Annotated in this window: 10 protein-coding genes; 6 read left to right on the forward strand and 4 right to left on the reverse strand. The window is 64.9% G+C overall.

What is annotated here, in order from left to right:
* The first annotated feature begins 30 nt into the window (after window positions 1-30).
* The 6 genes from VF673_RS09850 (at window position 31) to VF673_RS09875 (ending at window position 11,478) form a co-directional block, all read left to right on the forward strand.
* Window positions 31-303 carry an HU family DNA-binding protein gene (locus tag VF673_RS09850; RefSeq protein ID WP_090537044.1) on the forward strand — a complete coding sequence of 91 codons (273 nt, stop codon included), beginning with the start codon at window positions 31-33 and terminating at the stop codon, window positions 301-303.
* 216 nt (window positions 304-519) lie between these two features.
* Window positions 520-2,400 (forward strand): SurA N-terminal domain-containing protein, encoded by a 1,881-nt coding sequence (locus VF673_RS09855; protein WP_440291808.1) that lies wholly within the window; start codon window positions 520-522, stop codon window positions 2,398-2,400.
* Window positions 2,401-2,686: 286 nt separating this feature from the next.
* On the forward strand, window positions 2,687-3,850 hold the full coding sequence (locus VF673_RS09860) for an efflux RND transporter periplasmic adaptor subunit (protein ID WP_440291809.1): 1,164 nt from the start codon (window positions 2,687-2,689) through the stop codon (window positions 3,848-3,850).
* Between the two features lie 31 nt (window positions 3,851-3,881).
* Window positions 3,882-6,974 (forward strand): multidrug efflux RND transporter permease subunit, encoded by a 3,093-nt coding sequence (locus tag VF673_RS09865; protein WP_440291810.1) that lies wholly within the window; start codon window positions 3,882-3,884, stop codon window positions 6,972-6,974.
* Window positions 6,971-10,069: an efflux RND transporter permease subunit gene (locus VF673_RS09870; RefSeq protein ID WP_440291811.1), complete on the forward strand. Its 3,099-nt coding sequence runs from the start codon at window positions 6,971-6,973 to the stop codon at window positions 10,067-10,069. Before VF673_RS09865 ends, VF673_RS09870 begins: the two co-directional genes overlap by 4 nt.
* Window positions 10,066-11,478, forward strand: a complete 1,413-nt coding sequence (locus tag VF673_RS09875; RefSeq protein ID WP_440291812.1) for an efflux transporter outer membrane subunit — start codon at window positions 10,066-10,068, stop codon at window positions 11,476-11,478. The genes VF673_RS09870 and VF673_RS09875 overlap by 4 nt, the downstream gene beginning before the upstream one ends.
* A 189-nt stretch (window positions 11,479-11,667) precedes the next feature.
* Here VF673_RS09875 and fabI read toward each other — a convergent pair whose 3' ends face one another.
* The 4 genes from fabI to VF673_RS09895 are packed head-to-tail and all read right to left on the reverse strand — an operon-like array spanning window position 11,668 to window position 16,221.
* Entirely contained in the window at window positions 11,668-12,468 is an 801-nt protein-coding gene (fabI, locus tag VF673_RS09880; protein ID WP_440291813.1) for an enoyl-ACP reductase FabI, read from the reverse strand.
* A gap of 24 nt (window positions 12,469-12,492) precedes the next feature.
* Window positions 12,493-14,115: an ABC transporter ATP-binding protein gene (locus VF673_RS09885; RefSeq protein ID WP_440291814.1), complete on the reverse strand. Its 1,623-nt coding sequence runs from the start codon at window positions 14,113-14,115 to the stop codon at window positions 12,493-12,495.
* A 1-nt stretch (window position 14,116) separates the two neighbouring features.
* The gene (locus VF673_RS09890; protein ID WP_440291815.1) at window positions 14,117-15,145 is read right to left on the reverse strand and encodes an ABC transporter permease; all 1,029 of its coding nucleotides are present in this window, start codon (window positions 15,143-15,145) and stop codon (window positions 14,117-14,119) included.
* Between the two features lie 2 nt (window positions 15,146-15,147).
* Window positions 15,148-16,221: a microcin C ABC transporter permease YejB gene (locus VF673_RS09895; RefSeq protein ID WP_273123008.1), complete on the reverse strand. Its 1,074-nt coding sequence runs from the start codon at window positions 16,219-16,221 to the stop codon at window positions 15,148-15,150.
* Window positions 16,222-16,223 lie beyond the last annotated feature (2 nt).

Genomic DNA, 16,223 nt, shown 5'->3' on the forward strand with positions numbered 1-16,223 from the left:
AACTCATTGAGAGATATAAGGGGACTTAGAGTGAACAAGTCTGAACTGATTGATGCCATCGCTGCATCTGCCGATCTTCCCAAAGCTGCTGCCGGTCGTGCTCTGGACGCCGTCATCGAGTCCATTACCGGTGCTCTGAAAGCAGGTGATTCGGTTGTTCTGGTTGGTTTTGGTACCTTCGCCGTCAAAGAGCGTGCTGCTCGTACCGGTCGCAACCCGCAAACTGGTGAGCCGATCGAGATCAGCGCCGCCAAGATTCCGGGCTTCAAGGCTGGCAAGGCACTGAAGGACGCTGTCAACTGATAGCGTCACGTAACTGACAGGACATAACCGCACCCGGCACCATGTGCGGTATGCAACGGACTCCTGGTCAGCATTACAGACACAGAGGTTCAGTCAGTTCCCGAAAGGCGCATCATCAGGTGCGCCTTTTTTATTGCACAGAATAAACAGGCAGGGCATGACCTGCCGCGTTGTCCGGCACGCCGGGTAACCGACCAGAAGAATTTTGGGGGCACGATGCTTCAGAATATGAGGGACAAGGCGCAGAGCTGGGTCGCGAAAGTGATCGTCGGCGTCATTGTTCTGGTTTTCGCGATGACAGGCTGGGAGTCGATCAGCCGCTTCACCAGCAACGAGCAGAAAGCTGCAGAAGTCAATGGTACCGTCATCAGCACCGCCGAGCTGGAGCAGGCCGTGTCCCAGCAGCGTCGTCAGCTGAGCCAGCAGCTGCAGCAGTTGGGTGAGCAGTTCGATCCCGACATGATCGACGAGCAGGTGTTGCGCCGCTCCGTATTGCAGGGGCTGATCGATCGGGCCGTACTGCTGGACGCTGCCCGGGATGCCGATCTGCGCGTCTCCGAGCAGATGATCGACCAGATGCTGCTCAACACGCCGGACTTCCAGGTCAATGGCCAGTTCGACGCCAACCGCTTCGATGTGGTCATCCGCAACATGGGCATGAGTTCGCGCATGGCCTTCCGTGAGCTGGTGCGTCAGGAGCTGATGCTGGCCCAGCTGCGCAACGGCTTCCAGGCTACTGCCTTTGCCACGCCCAGGGAGCGCGAGCAGCTGGCACTGCTGGAGAACCAGAGCCGTGATTTTGCCGTGGTGCGGATGGAGCTGGATCGCGACGCAGTGAGCGTCAGCGACGAACGCATCGAGCAGTTCTACAACGATAATCTGTCTGACTTCATGAGTCCCGAGCAAGTCGTGCTGGAGACACTGACCCTGTCGCGCAGCGACTTCTTCGACGAGGTTGAAGTGGACGAGTCGGCTCTGGAAGCCATGTACCAGCGCGAGATCGGCAATCTGGCCGAGCAGCGTCGGGCCAGCCACATCCTGTTCCAGGTGGATGGTGATGAGGCGGCCGCCCGCGAACAGGCCGAGGCGGTCAAGGCGCGCATTGATGCGGGTGAGGATTTTGCCGAGCTGGCCCGGGAGTTCTCCCAGGATCCCGGTACCCGCAACCGTGGTGGCGATCTGGGTTACGTCGAGCGTGACAGCTTCGATCCGGCCTTCGAGGATGCCCTCTATGCCCTGGCCGAGAATCAGGTGTCCGAGCCGGTACTCAGTGAATTCGGTTATCACCTTATCAAGCTGACCAAGCTGCAGTCCGCCGACGTGCCGACTCTGGAGGAGATGCGGCCGACCCTGGAGCAGGAGCTCAAAAGCGAGCAGGTGGCACGGCGCTTCGTCGAAGCCTCCCAGGAGCTGGCCAATCTTGCCTATGAATCCCCTGACCTGAGCGAGCCGGCCCGTGCGCTGAACGTCGAGCTGGAGACCCATGGCCCGCTTGAGCGCAGCGGTGGCGAGGGCATCACAGCCAACCCGCGGGTGATGGCGGCGGCCTTCAGCGAGGAAGTGCTGCTGGACCGGCGCAACAGCCAGCTGATCGAGCTGGATGCCGATACCGTGGCCGTGGTACGGGTCAAGGAGTACATCGCTTCCGAGCAGCGTTCGCTGGATGAAGTACGCAGCGAGATCGCCGATCGCCTCCAGTACCAGCTGGCGGTGGAACAGGCGGAGCAGCGTGCCGGCGAGCTGGTCGATGGTCTGCGCTCCGGTGATCTGACGGCCGAGGCCCTGGCCGAACAGCTGGGTTCCGAGTGGAACCTGCACGAAGCGGTCGGTCGCAATGATCGGGACGTGCCCCAGGCGCTGCTGCGCCAGGTGTTCACCATGCCGCGCCCGGACGGCGCCCCGGTCTACGGGCATTTCCGTCAGCCGGACGGCAGCCAGTGGATAGTGGAATTGCGCGGCGTATCCATCCCCGAGGAGGCTGCCGCCCAGGCGCAGGAACCGATGTACGGCTACTACATCGCCGGCCAGGCCGGTGAGCAGGACTTCGCCGCGCTGCGTGAAGCGCTGGAAAAGGACGCCGACGTAGAGCGCTACTGAACCCGGCGCAGCCGCCTTGAACGGGGCGGTTCCCAGGAAAGCCGCATGTCCAGCGATGGATATGCGGCTTTTTTGTTCAAGCTGCTTGCCTGTAAATCCGTGCCAAGTCGCTCAGCTGCCGGCAACCCCCCGGACCCGGTGTGTTTTCTGTCATGAAACAAGGGCTTAAGGATACTTCCTGTAAACGGAATCCTTTGCACGCCGCTGGCCGATCAATTACTGTTTCCGCTGCTGCTATTGGGCCATGATGTGCTCTGGCCCCCAACTTACGGGTTTGCATGTTTCCATGACCGATGCTCCGTCCTTGTCTGTCCGCCACAAACGCCTGATCGGTATCCTTCTGCTCATTCTGTTTCTCGGCGGAATCTGGTATCTGCTGTCACGTACGCCGCCCTCTGCGCCGGCTTTTCAGCGGGGCGCCTGGAACCAGGCCACCCCGGTACATGTGGTGCCGGCTGCGCGCGGCAGTCTCGATGTGCAGATCAAGGCCATCGGGACAGTCACTCCGCTGCACTCTGTGGTAGTGCGCAGCAGGGTCGATGGTGAGCTGCTGCGGGTGCACTTCAACGAAGGCAGCGAGGTGGAGCAGGGCGCGCTGCTGGCGGAAATCGACCCGGCCCCCTACCGGGCCCGCCTGGCCCAGGCCGAAGGGCAGGCCCAGCAGATTCAGGCTCAGCTGGCCAACGCCCGGGCCGATCTGGAGCTCTACGAGGGGCTCTGGGAACAGGACTCCATCGCCCGGCAGCAGCTGACCAGTCAGCGCGCGCTGGTTGAGGAGCTGCAGGGCAGTCTCAAGGCCAATACCGCTCAGGTCGAGGATGCGCGGCTGCAGTTGTCCTGGACCCGCATCGTGGCCCCCATTGCCGGCCGCCTGGGTCTGCGACGCATCGATCCCGGCAATCAGGTCAGCAGTGGTGATACCGAGGGGCTGGTGACCATCACCCAGATGCGCCCCATCGCTGTGGAGTTCAGCGTCCCGGAGCCGGATGTCCCGGCCCTGCGTCGGGCGATGGCAGCTGACGGCGAGCTGGCAGTGCAGGCCCTGGACCGTGATGGCCGCAATCTGCTGGCCAGCGGCCGCCTGCAGACCCTCGACAGCCAGATCGATCTGGGCACGGGTACCCTCAGAGCCAAGGCGGTGTTCGCCAACGAGGATACTGCGCTGTTCCCCAACCAGTTCGTCAATGTCAGCCTCAAGCTGCAGACCCTCAGCTCGGTGATCACCATCCCCTCGGATGCGGTGCAGTTCGGCTCACGCGGCACCTATGTGTATCTGGTCAACCCGGAGGAGAACCGTGCCTATTCCCGGGTCATCACCCTCGGGGCCAGTGCCGACGGCCGGGTAGCCGTGGTCGAGGGGCTGGACGAGGGGGATCTGGTGGTACTGGAGGGGCTGGACCGCCTGCGCGATGGGCGCGAAGTGGTCATCAGCGAGCGGGACGGAGAGTGATGAACTTCGACCCTGCTGACAGCATGCCGGCATGAACAGCCTGTCCCGCCCCTTCATCCTCCGGCCGGTAGCCACCTCGCTGCTGATGCTGGCCTTTCTGATCACCGGGCTGATCGCCTGGCGGCTGCTGCCGGTGGCGGCATTGCCCCAGGTGGACTATCCCATCATTCAGGTATTCACCTTCCAGCCCGGGGCCGGGCCCAAGGTCACATCGCGCACCATTACCGCGCCTCTGGAACGGCATCTGGGGCAGATACCCGGGCTCAAGCAGATGTCCTCCACCAGCTCCGCCGGAGCCTCGGTGATCACCCTGCAGTTTGCCCTGGAGGTGGATCTGGGCGTGGCCGAGCAGGAGGTGCAGGCGGCGATCAACACAGCCGACAGCCTGCTGCCCAATGATCTGCCGGCCCCGCCGATCTACCGCAAGGTGAACCCGGCCGACGCCCCCATACTGACGCTGGCGATCACCTCGGATACGCTGCCACTGCCGGTGGTTCACGACCTGGTGGATACCCGCATGGCGCAGAAGCTGGCCCAGTTGTCCGGTGTCGGCATGGTCAGCCTGGCCGGCGGCCAGCGCCCGGCATTGCGGGTGCAGGTCAATCCCGGAGCGCTGGCGGCCCGGGGCATGAGCCTGGAAGATGTGCGGGCGGCGATTGCCGCGACCAACGTCAACCAGCCCAAGGGCAGCTTCGACGGCCCGCACCGCACCACCATGCTGGATGCCAACGACCAGATCCGCTCGGTGGATGACTACCGCAACCTGATTCTGGCCTGGGAGGAGGGCGCGGCGCTGCGCCTGGGCGATGTGGCACAGATCATCGATGGTGCCGAGGACCGCTTCCTCGCAGCCTGGGCCGATACCCACCCGGCGGTGCTGCTCAACGTGCAGCGTCAGCCCGGGGCCAATGTCATCGAGGTCGCCGATCGGGTGCAGGCGCTGCTGCCGCAGCTGACTGCGACCCTGCCGGCGGCGGTGGATGTCATGGTGCTGACCGACCGCACCCAGAGCATCCGCGCCTCGGTGCGGGATGTCCAGCATGAGCTGCTGTTTGCCATCGGCCTGGTGGTGCTGGTGACCTTCGTGTTTCTGCGCAGCGTACCGGCGACCATCATCCCCGGCATCGCCGTGCCCCTGTCGCTGGTGGGTACCTTCGGCTTCATGTACCTGATGGGTTATTCGATCAACAACCTGACCCTGATGGCCCTGACCATCGCCACGGGGTTCGTCGTGGACGATGCCATCGTCATGCTGGAGAACATCGCCAGGCACCGCGAGCAGGGCGCCTCGCCGTTGCAGGCGGCGCTGAGGGGGGCGGCGCAGATCGGTTTCACGCTCATTTCCCTGACACTGTCCCTGATCGCGGTATTGATTCCCCTGCTGTTCATGGGCGATCTGGTCGGTCGACTGTTCCACGAGTTCGCCGTCACCCTTGCGGTGGCCATCGCCATTTCTCTGGTGGTATCCCTGACCCTGACGCCGATGATGTGCGCGCGCATGCTGACCTCGACCTCGACCTCGACAGCGGATGCAGAGGAGCACGGGGCCGGCTTCATGGGGCGGGTGATCCGCCGTTACGGCCGGATGCTCGACTGGGCGCTGGACCGTCAACCGCTGATGCTGCTGGTGATGCTGGCCACCATAGGACTGACGGTGCTGCTCTATGTCCTGGTTCCCAAGGGCTTCTTTCCCGCTCAGGACAGCGGCGTGATCCAGGTGGTCACCGAGGCGCCCCAGGATATTTCCTTTGCCGCCATGGGCGAGCGGCAGCAGTTGCTGGCCGAGGCGCTGCTGGCCGATGAGGCTGTGGTCAGCCTGTCATCCTTCATCGGGGTAGACGGCACCAATCCCAGTCTCAACAGCGGCCGCATGTTCATCAACCTGCCGCCGCACAGCGAGCGCAGCGAGTCGGTGTTCACCGTGATAGACCGGCTGCGGGACCGGGCCACCGAGGTCGAGGGCATCCAGGCCTGGTTCCAGCCGGTGCAGGAACTCAGTATCGAGGACCGGGTGGCCCGTACCCAGTACCAATTCACCCTCACCAGTCTGGACAGCGAGACCCTGGGGGAATGGGTGCCCAGGGTGATCGAGCAGTTGCGCGAGCTGCCGGAGCTGACCGACGTGGCGGCGGATCTGCAGCACCGTGGTCAGGAGCTGTATCTGGAGATCGACCGGGACGCAGCGGCGCGGCTGGGTGTGAGCGTGTCCACCGTTGCCCAGGTGCTGCAGAACGCCTTCGGCCAGCGCCAGATCTCGACCCTGTTCACCCAGTCCAACCAGTACCGGGTGGTACTGGAGATGGACCCGGCGCTGGCTGCCGGACCAGACGCCCTGCGCAGTATCCATGTGCCTGCGCCCGGTGGTCAGATACCCCTGGCCAGTCTCGCCCGCCTGCATCAGCGGGCGACGCCGCTGATGGTCAATCACCAGGGGCAGTTCCCGGTCGCCACCGTGTCCTTCAACCTCGCTGCGGGCGCCTCCCTGGGGCAGGCGGTGGACGCCATCGAGCAGGTTCGGCAGCAGCTGCAGCTGCCGGAGGATATCGAGATCCGCTTCCAGGGCGCGGCGCAGGCCTTCCAGGCGTCACTGGCCAACAGCCTGTGGCTGATCCTGGCGGCGATCCTGACCATGTACATAGTGCTGGGGGTGCTCTACGAGAGCACCATTCACCCGCTGACCATTCTGTCTACCTTGCCCTCGGCCACCGTTGGCGCGCTGCTGGCCCTGCTGCTCACCGGCCGGGCGCTGGACATGATTGCCGTGGTCGGGGTGGTGCTGCTGATCGGGCTGGTGAAGAAGAACGGCATCATGATGGTCGACTTCGCCCTGGAGGCCCAGCGGGTCCAGGGCATGGCGCCCCGTGACGCCATCCACCGCGCCGCCATGCTGCGTTTCCGCCCCATCCTGATGACCACCCTGGCGGCTCTGTTCGGCGCGCTGCCACTGATGCTGGCCAGCGGTTCAGGGGCCGAGCTGCGCCAGCCGCTGGGTCTGGTGATGGTGGGCGGATTGCTGGTAAGTCAGGTGCTTACGCTGTTCACCACGCCCGTGGTCTATCTGCTGTTCGACCGCTTCAGTCGGCGTCCCGGGCTGGCGCCGGACGTGCGGGTGCAGGTCGGATGAACCCGGCCAGCCTGTTCGTCAGTCGACCTGTGGCCAGCTGTCTGCTGGCCCTGGCGCTGCTGGCCTGCGGGCTGCTGTGCTGGCGGTTGCTGCCGGTGGCGCCCTTGCCCGAGGTGGATTTTCCAGTGATCACGGTCAATGCCAGCCTGCCGGGCGCGAGCCCGGAAAGCATGGCCGCCACCGTGGCCACACCCCTGGAGCGGGCCCTGGGTGCCATATCAGGCGTGGTGGCCATCACCTCCAGCAGCAATCAGGGCAGTACCCAGATCATGCTGCAGTTCGAGCTGGACAGGGACATCGACGAGGCGGCCAGGGAGGTGCAGGCGGCCATCAACTCGGTGCGCGGCGAGCTGCCTGCGGGCATGCCCGGCAACCCCCAGTACCGCAAGGTCAACCCGTCCCAGGCGCCGATCATGGCGCTGGCGCTGAGCTCGCCCAATCTCGCCTCCAGTGCCCTCTATGATGCGGCCTCCACCATCCTGGCGCAGAAGCTGGCGCAGATTGCCGGGGTAGGGGAGGTCAGTGTCTCCGGGGCCTCGCTGCCGGCGGTGCGGGTGCAGCTGGATCCCGGGGCGCTGCTGCACAACGGCATCGCGCTGGATGAAGTCCGCAACGCCATCACCCAGAGCACCGCCCTGTATCCGTTGGGATTCGTCGAGGAGCAGGCCCATCGCTGGCGGCTGGGCATCAGCGATTCGCTGCGCACCGCCGAGGAATACCGCAATCTGGTCATCCGTCACCGCGATGGCGCCGTGGTCCGTCTGGGTGACCTGGCCACCGTGACCGACTCGGTGGAAAACCGTTACACCAGCGGCTTTCACAACCACGATCCGGCGGTAATCCTGATGATCAGCCGCCAGAGCGGGGCCAATATTGTTCGCACCATAGATGCCATCCATGCGCAGTTGCCGCACCTGCAGGCCCTGATGCCGGCTGACAGCGAGCTGGCGGTGGTCATGGATCGCTCGCCGGTGATCCGTGCGACCCTCAACGAGGCGCAGTTCACCCTGATGCTGGCCTCGCTGCTGGTGGTACTGGTGGTCTGGCTGTTCCTCGGCAGTGCGCGCACCGCCCTGATTCCGTCAGTGGCCCTGCCGGTATCCCTGGTCGGCAGCTTCGTGGTGATGTACCTGTACGGCTTCTCGCTGAACAACCTGTCGCTGATGGCGCTGATAGTTGCCGCCGGGCTGGTGGTGGACGATGCCATAGTGGTGCTGGAGAACGTCGAGCGGCATATCGAAGGCGGTCTGCCGCCGCTGCGTGCCGCCCTTCGGGGAGCCGGCGAGGTGGGATTTACCCTGCTGGCAATGAACCTGGCGCTGGTTGTAGTGTTCGTGTCCATCCTGTTCATGGGCGGGGTGGTGGAACGTCTGTTCCGGGAGTTCTCCATCACCCTGGCGGCGGCCATGCTGATCTCCCTGCTGGTCTCCCTGACGGTGACCCCGAGCCTCTGCGCGCTCTGGCTCAAGGGGCGGCAGGAGCAGTCGCCGGGTCGTCTGGCCCGCTATACCGCCAGCCTGTTCGACGGCCTGCAGGATGGCTATCGCAGCAGCCTGGACTGGAGTCTGCGCCACGGCGTGCTGGTGTTGCTGGCGCTGGCGGCGGTGGTTGCCGGCAACGCCTGGCTGTACGTGAACATCACCAAGGAAACCCTGCCACAGCAGGACACCGGGCAGATTCGCGGGTTCGTGCGCGGGGATGACGGCTTCTCCTTCCAGGTCATGCAGCCGAAGATAGATGCTTTTCGCCAGCACATCCTGGCCGACCCGGCGGTACAGGATCTGACCGGCACCAGCGGCGGCGCCGGTGGCACCACCAACGCCCAGCTGTCGATCAATCTCAAGCCGCTGGAGGAGCGCGGCGTATCGGCCCAGCAGGTGATCGAACGCCTGCGCAACGGTACCCCGCAGATCCCGGGGGCGATGATGTTCCTCATGGTCGATCAGGATATCTACCTGGGTTCACCCTTCCGTCGCAGCGAGCATGAGGTGGTGCTGCGCTCGGACTCGCTGGATGCACTCAAGCTGTGGTCACGACGGGTGTCGGAAGCCATGCAGGCAATGCCGGAACTGGTGGATGTGGACGCGGCCGGCGGTGAGGAAACCCGCCAGGTGGTACTGGATATCGATCGGGAGGCTGCTCGGCGTCTGGGCGTGGACATGGCCACCATTGCCTCGGTGCTGAACAACTCCTTCTCCCAGCGCCAGGTCGCTACCCTCTACGACGAGCTGAACCAGTATCGGGTAGTCATGGAGCTGGACCCGCGATTCACCAGTGATCCGGCCGTGCTGGAGCAGGTCGAGGTAGTCACCGCCGAGGGTAGCCGGGTTCCGCTGTCGACCTTCGCCAGCTGGGGCTACGGCATGGCCAGTGACCGGGTACGGCACGACGGCCAGTTCGCCTCGGTCGGCGTCGGCTATGCTCTGGCTCCGGGGGTGACTGCCTATGAGGCGGAGCGGGCCATCGAGCGGATGCTCGCCGAGATCATGCTGCCGGCCTCGGTGCATACGGTGCCCGCGTCCGCCGGCCGCCCGGATTTCAGCGTCAACCTCAATCAGCCCTGGCTGCTGCTGTGGGTGGTGCTGGCGGTGTACCTGGTGCTGGGTGTGCTCTATGAAAGCACCCTGCACCCGCTGACCATTCTCTCCACGCTGCCCTCGGCCGGGGTCGGTGCGCTGCTGGCACTGCAACTGAGCGGAACCAACTTCAGTCTGATCGCGCTGCTCGGACTCTTTCTGCTGATCGGCGTGGTGATGAAGAACGCGATCATGATGATCGACTTTGCCCTGGTGGGGCAGCGCCGGGACGGTCTGTCCCCGCAGGCGGCCATCCGTCAGGCCGCACTGCTGCGCCTGCGCCCCATTCTGATGACCAACCTGGCCGGGTTGCTCGGCGCCGTCCCGCTGGTGCTCGGGTTCGGTGAAGGCGCCGAAATGCGCCGACCCCTGGGCATCGCCATCATCGGCGGTCTGGCGGTCAGCCAGCTGCTGACCCTGTATACCACGCCGGTGATCTACCTCTATCTCGAGCGCCTGCGTCAGCGGGTGCTGCGCCGCCGGAATACCCCGGCCGATCCTGTGAATGCATCGCCATGAAGATCCCTATTTCCACACTGTCACTCTCCGCCTGCCTGCTGCTGTCGGCCTGCACCCTGGGGCCGGATCATGTGCCGCCGGATACCATAGATACCACCCAGCTTCGCTACCAGGACGGCTGGCAGCCGGTGCCGGCGGACAGCTGGGCGGCCAGTGGCAGCTGGTGGACGGCTTTTGATGACGAGGCACTCAGCCAGCTGGTCGAACAGAGCCTGAAGGCAAACCAGACCCTGGCCCAGGCCGAAGCGCGCTACCGTGCCGCCGAAGCGCAGTGGCGCCAGAGCCGGGGCGCGCGGGTGCCCGAGCTGGGCGCGGGGCTGGGCGCCACGCGCAGCGGCGGCAGCGACCGCTCCACTGCCAGTCAGTACGATGCCCGGCTGCAGGTCGGTTGGGCGCCGGATCTGTGGGGGCGGGTAAGACGCACCATCGAGGCGGATCAGGCCGGCATGCAGGCCAGCGCCGCGGATCTGGCGGCCGTGCGACTGGCGCTCCAGGTGGCGGTAGCCGAGTCCTATATCAACCTGCGCGCGCTTGACCGGCAGCAGGAGATACTGCGCGAAACCCTGGCCGGCTACGAGCGCTCCGCCAGCCTGACCCGCAACCAGTATCAGGCGGGTATAGTCGCCCGTTCGGATGTGATCCAGGCGGAAACCCAGCTGCAGTCCCTGCGCACCGACCTGTATGACCTGCAGGCAGCGCGGGCCCGGGAACAGAATGCCCTGGCGGCACTGCTCGGCGTGGCACCGGTACAGCTGAGCCTGGCCGAGCAGGGCACACTGCCTGCCGTGCCGACGCTGCCGCGCAGTCTGCCGGCCACGCTCATCGCCCGGCGCCCTGATGTGGTGGCGGCAGAGCGCCAGGTGGCCGCCGCCAACGCACGCATCGGCGTGGCCCGCACCGCCTGGTTGCCGGATGTCACTCTGGATCTCTGGGGTGGCGTGCAGAGCGGAAGTTTCAGTGGCCTGTTCGATGCCCCGGCGCGGGTGTGGTCACTGGGCCCGAGCCTGGCCCAGGCCCTGCTGGACGGTGGCCAGCGCAGCGCTGCCCTGGAACTGGCCGTGGCCCGGCACGAAGAGCAGGCTGCCTTCTATCGGCAGACGGTGATCGACAGCCTGCGGGAGTTGGAAGATGTGCTGGCGACCCTGCAGATCCTCGGCGAGAAGGCCGAACAGCAGGCGGCGTTGTTGCAGCTGGCGGAGGAGAACGAGCGGGTGGCGAACAACCGTTACCGGGCCGGACAGGTGTCTTTCCTGGAAGTGGTAACGGCGCAGAACATCACCCTGGCTGCTCGTCGGGTGGCGGTGGATATCCATGCCCAGCGGCTGGCCGCCACTGTGCAGCTGGCGGCAATTATCGGCGGAGGGTGGGATCTGGAGGATCCGGTGATTCAGTCGGTGCTGGGGGAGTAGGGCCGTTTTCCCGGCCAGGGGCAGAACGGAGGGGCGTGCTGTGCACGCCGTTCGCAGCGGGGCGCTGCTCCTACAGGTCGGGGGAGACGGGTAGGGGTGGACGGGGAGGGTAGAGCGGGGGCGGGGATTAGTGTGGGAGCCCCGGCCCCCGGGGCGAATGGCGGGCGCCAGCCCGCCCCGGGGTCAGGATCACTCCTGATCGATGCTGCCCATGGCGGTGGTATTGAAGCCACCGTCCACATACAGGATCTCGCCGGAGATGCCGGAGGCCAGGTCGGAGCAGAGGAAGGCACCGGCGTTGCCGACTTCCTCGATGGTGACGTTGCGGCGCAGCGGGGTGCGGGCTTCGTTGTAGGCCAGCATCTTACGGAAGCTCTTGATGCCGGAGGCGGCCAGGGTGCGGATCGGGCCGGCGGAGATGGCGTTGACGCGGATGCCGTCCGGGCCGAGGCTGGTGGCCAGGTAGCGTACACCGGCTTCCAGGCTGGCCTTGGCCATGCCCATGACGTTGTAGTTGGGCATGGTGCGTACCGCGCCCAGATAGCTCAGGGTCAGCAGGTTGCCGTTGCGCTTCTTCAGGGCTTCACGGCCGGCCTTGGCCAGGGCGACGAAGCTGTAGGCGCTGATGTCGTGGGCGATCTTGAAGCCTTCGCGGGTGGTCACTTCGGTGAAGTCGCCATCCAGCTGGTCACCGGGGGCGAAACCGACCGAGTGAACGATGCAGTCGATGCCCTCGGGCCACTTCTTCTCCAGCTCGGCGAATACCTGCTCGATCTGGGCATCGTCGGCCACGTCACAGGGAAAGCACATGTCTGCGCTGGAACCCCAGCCGGCGGCGAATTCTTGCACACGGCCCTTGAGCTTGTCGTTCTGGTAAGTGAAGGCCAGCTCGGCACCTTCGCGGTGCATGGCTGCGGCGATGCCCGAGGCAATGGACAGCTTGCTGGCTACACCAACGATGAGTACGCGCTTTCCGCTAAGAAATCCCATGTTCTTTTCCTGTTTCTCTGGGCCTCACAACGAGGCCGTTCTTTCGGATACCGGGTTGGCGAAGGCTGCCTCGAGCAACTGACGGGTATAGTCATGTTGCGGTGAGGCGAATATCTGCTCCGCCGGCCCCTGTTCTACAATTTCACCCTGGCGAATGACCATCAGCTGGTGACTGAGGGCCCTGACCACCGCCAGGTCGTGGCTGATAAACAGATAGCTCAGATTGTGCCTGCGCTGCAGGTCCCGCAGCAGCTCCACCACCTGGCTCTGCACAGTACGATCCAGTGCCGAGGTCGGCTCGTCCAGCAGGATCAGCGACGGCTTGAGCACCAGTGCCCGGGCGATCGCGATCCGCTGGCGCTGCCCGCCGGAAAACTCGTGCGGATAGCGATGCCGGCTGTCCGGATCCAGTCCCACTTCACGCAGGGCGTTGATCACCATCTGCTCCCGTTCGGCGGCGGTGCCGATGCGGTGCAGCTCCAGCCCTTCGCTGATGATCTGCTCCACCGACATGCGCGGACTCAGACTGCCGAAGGGGTCCTGGAACACCACCTGGAACTGGCGCCGGGCAGGGCGTACCGCCTTCTGGCCCAGTCCATCCAGGCGCTGACCGTTGCATTCTATCAGGCCCTGGCTCTCGACCAGACGCAGCAGCGCCAGGCCCAGGGTGGTCTTGCCGGAACCACTTTCGCCGACGATACCCAGGGTCTGCCCCGACTGCAGGGTAAAGCTGGCATCGGTCACTGCCTTGATGTGACCCACGGTGCGCTTGAACACGCCCTTGCGGACCGGGAACCAGACCCGCAGCTGCTCGGCGCGCATCACCACGGGCGCATCCGGTTGCACTTCCACCGGGGTGCCGGACGGGTCGGCGGCAATCAGCTGACGGGTGTACCCATGCTGCGGATTGGCGAACAGTTCGGCACAATCATTCTCTTCGACGACCTCACCGCGGTACATGACACATACTCGGTGAGCAATTTTGCGTACCAGGTTCAGATCGTGACTGATCAGTAACAGCGCCATGCCCAGCTTCTGCTGCAGCGACTGCAGCAGTTCGAGGATCTTCTGCTGCACCGTCACGTCCAGGGCGGTGGTCGGCTCGTCGGCAATCAGCAGCTCCGGCTCGTTGGCCAGCCCCATGGCGATCATCACCCGCTGCCGCTGACCACCGGACAGCTCGTGGGGGTAGGCCCCCAGGCGCTTGCCCGGCTCGGGGATGCCGACCAGCTCCAGCAGCTCCAGCGTGCGGGCGCGGGCAGCCTTCTTGTCCAGCCCCTTGTGCAGGAACAGCACCTCGCTGATCTGCCGCTCGATGGTGTGCAGCGGGTTCAGCGAACTCATCGGCTCCTGGAAGATCATCGAGATACGGTTGCCGCGCACCTTGCGCAGCTGCTTCTCGCTCATCGCCAGCAGGTCCTTGCCCTGATAGAGAATGCGCCCACTGGGGTGGCGGGCCTGGGAGTAGGGCAGCAGGCGCAGGATGGAGTGGGCGGTCACCGACTTTCCCGAACCGCTCTCGCCGACCAGCGCCAGGGTCTGCCCGGGCTGGATATCGAAGCTCACGCCACGTACTGCCAGGGTTTCCTCGCGCTCGGTGCGGAAGGCCACACTGAGGTTGTCGATCCGTATCAATGGCTCGGTCATGTCATTTCCTCGGGTCGAAGGCATCGCGCAGGGCTTCGCCGATGAATACCAGCAGCGACAGCATCACCGACAGCACGACGAAGGCGGTGATGCCCAGCCAGGGCGCCTGCAGATTGGCCTTGCCCTGGGCGATCAGCTCACCCAGTGAGGGCGAGCCGGGCGGGAGACCGAAGCCCAGAAAGTCGAGCGAGGTCAGGGTGATCACCCCGCCGGTGAGAATGAAGGGGAAGAAGGTCAGGGTGGCGACCATGGCGTTGGGCAGTATGTGGCGGAACATGATGGTACCGTTGCCGGCGCCCAGGGCGCGGGCCGCGCGCACGTACTCCAGGTTGCGCCCGCGGAGGAATTCGGCGCGCACCACATCCACCAGTGCCATCCAGGAGAACAGCAGCATGATACCCAGCAGCCACCAGAAGTTGGGCTGCACGAAGCTGGCCAGGATGATCAGCAGGTAGAGCACCGGCAGTCCCGACCAGACCTCGATGAAACGCTGCCCGAACAGGTCGATGCGCCCGCCGTAGAAGCCCTGGATGGCCCCGGCCACCACCCCGATGATGGAGCTGAGGATGGTCAGGGTCAGGGCAAAGAGTACCGAGATGCGGAAGCCGTAGATCACCCGGGCCAGCACGTCCCGTGCCTGATCGTCGGTACCCAGCCAGTTGTCCGCCGAGGGCGGCGCCGGTGCCGGAACCTGCAGATCGTAGTTGATGGTGCCGTAGCTGTAGGGAATCGGCGGCCACAGCATCCAGCCACCGGCCTCCTCGATCAGCTCGCGCACATAGGGGCTGCGGTAGTCGGCCTCGATGGGAAACTCGCCGCCGAACTCGGTTTCGGCATAGCGCTTGAACACCGGGAAGTACAGCTCGTCCTGGTAGCCGACCACCAGCGGCTTGTCGTTGGCGATCAGCTCGGCACCCAGGCTGAGGACGAACAGCACCAGGAAGATGTGCAGCGACCACCAGCCGCGGCGGTTGGCGCGGAAGCGGGCAAAGCGGCGCTGGTTGATCGGAGACAACCTGAAACGTGACATGCTCAACCCTCCCGGCTTTCGAAGTCGATGCGCGGATCGACCAGGGTATAGGCGATGTCACCGATCAGCTTCACCACCAGCCCGAGCAGGGTGAAGATGTACAGGGTGCCGAACATCAGCGGGTAGTCCCGGTTGATGGCCGCCTCGAAGCCGAGCAGGCCAAGGCCGTCGAGGGAGAAGATCACCTCGATCAGCAGGGCACCGGTGAAGAATACGCTGATCAGGGCTGCCGGGAAGCCGGCGATGATCAGCAGCATGGCGTTGCGGAACACGTGGCCGTAGAGCACGCGGTTTTCCGACAGGCCCTTGGCGCGGGCAGTGACCACGTACTGCTTGCCGATCTCGTCGAGGAAGCAGTTCTTGGTCAGCATGGTCAGGGTGGCGAAGCTGCCGATGACCATGGCGGTGATCGGCAGTACCAGGTGCCAGAGGTAGTCGGTGATCTTGCCCCAGGTGCTCAACTCCTCCCAGTTGTTGGACGTCAGCCCGCGCAGGGGGAACCAGTCGAAGTAGCTGCCACCGGCAAACAGCACTATCAGCAGAATGGCCAGCAGGAAGCCGGGAATGGCGTAGCCGACGATGATCAGCGAGCTGGTCCAGACATCGAAGGCCGAGCCGTGGCGGATGGCCTTGCGGATGCCCAGGGGGATGGAGATCAGATAGGTTAGCAGGGTGGTCCACAGGCCGAGGGAAATCGACACCGGCATCTTCTCGATGATCAGGTCGATGACGCTGGCATCACGGAAGAAGCTGTCGCCGAAATCGAAGGTCAGGTAGCCCTTGATCATGAGCCAGAAGCGCTCATGGGCCGGCTTGTCGAAGCCGTACATGCGCTCGATCTCGGCGATGATCTCCGGATCTAGCCCCTGGGCGCCGCGGTAGCTGCTGCCGCTGGCGACCTCCGCGTGCATGCTGCCGGAAATACGGCTGGTGGCGCCCTCGAAGCCCTCGAGATTGGCGATCATCTGTTCCACGGGGCCGCCGGGGGCGGCCTGGATGATCAGGAAGTTGATCAGCAGGATGCCGAACAGGGTGGGAATGATCAGCAGCAGACGCCGAATGATGTAGGCCAGCATGG

Origin of the sequence: Halopseudomonas sp. Lyrl_26 (assembly GCF_051948695.1) — a bacterium.
In the GTDB taxonomy this organism is placed as follows: Bacteria; Pseudomonadota; Gammaproteobacteria; order Pseudomonadales; family Pseudomonadaceae; genus Halopseudomonas; species Halopseudomonas formosensis.

Coding starts and splice junctions, on each gene's coding strand:
- VF673_RS09885 (WP_440291814.1), bottom strand. CDS start 14,115: ATGACCGAGCCATTGATACGGATCGACAACCTCAGTGTGGCCTTCCGC.
- fabI (WP_440291813.1), bottom strand. CDS start 12,468: ATGGGATTTCTTAGCGGAAAGCGCGTACTCATCGTTGGTGTAGCCAGC.
- VF673_RS09855 (WP_440291808.1), top strand. CDS start 520: ATGCTTCAGAATATGAGGGACAAGGCGCAGAGCTGGGTCGCGAAAGTG.
- VF673_RS09860 (WP_440291809.1), top strand. CDS start 2,687: ATGACCGATGCTCCGTCCTTGTCTGTCCGCCACAAACGCCTGATCGGT.
- VF673_RS09875 (WP_440291812.1), top strand. CDS start 10,066: ATGAAGATCCCTATTTCCACACTGTCACTCTCCGCCTGCCTGCTGCTG.
- VF673_RS09895 (WP_273123008.1), bottom strand. CDS start 16,221: ATGCTGGCCTACATCATTCGGCGTCTGCTGCTGATCATTCCCACCCTG.
- VF673_RS09865 (WP_440291810.1), top strand. CDS start 3,882: ATGAACAGCCTGTCCCGCCCCTTCATCCTCCGGCCGGTAGCCACCTCG.
- VF673_RS09870 (WP_440291811.1), top strand. CDS start 6,971: ATGAACCCGGCCAGCCTGTTCGTCAGTCGACCTGTGGCCAGCTGTCTG.
- VF673_RS09890 (WP_440291815.1), bottom strand. CDS start 15,145: ATGTCACGTTTCAGGTTGTCTCCGATCAACCAGCGCCGCTTTGCCCGC.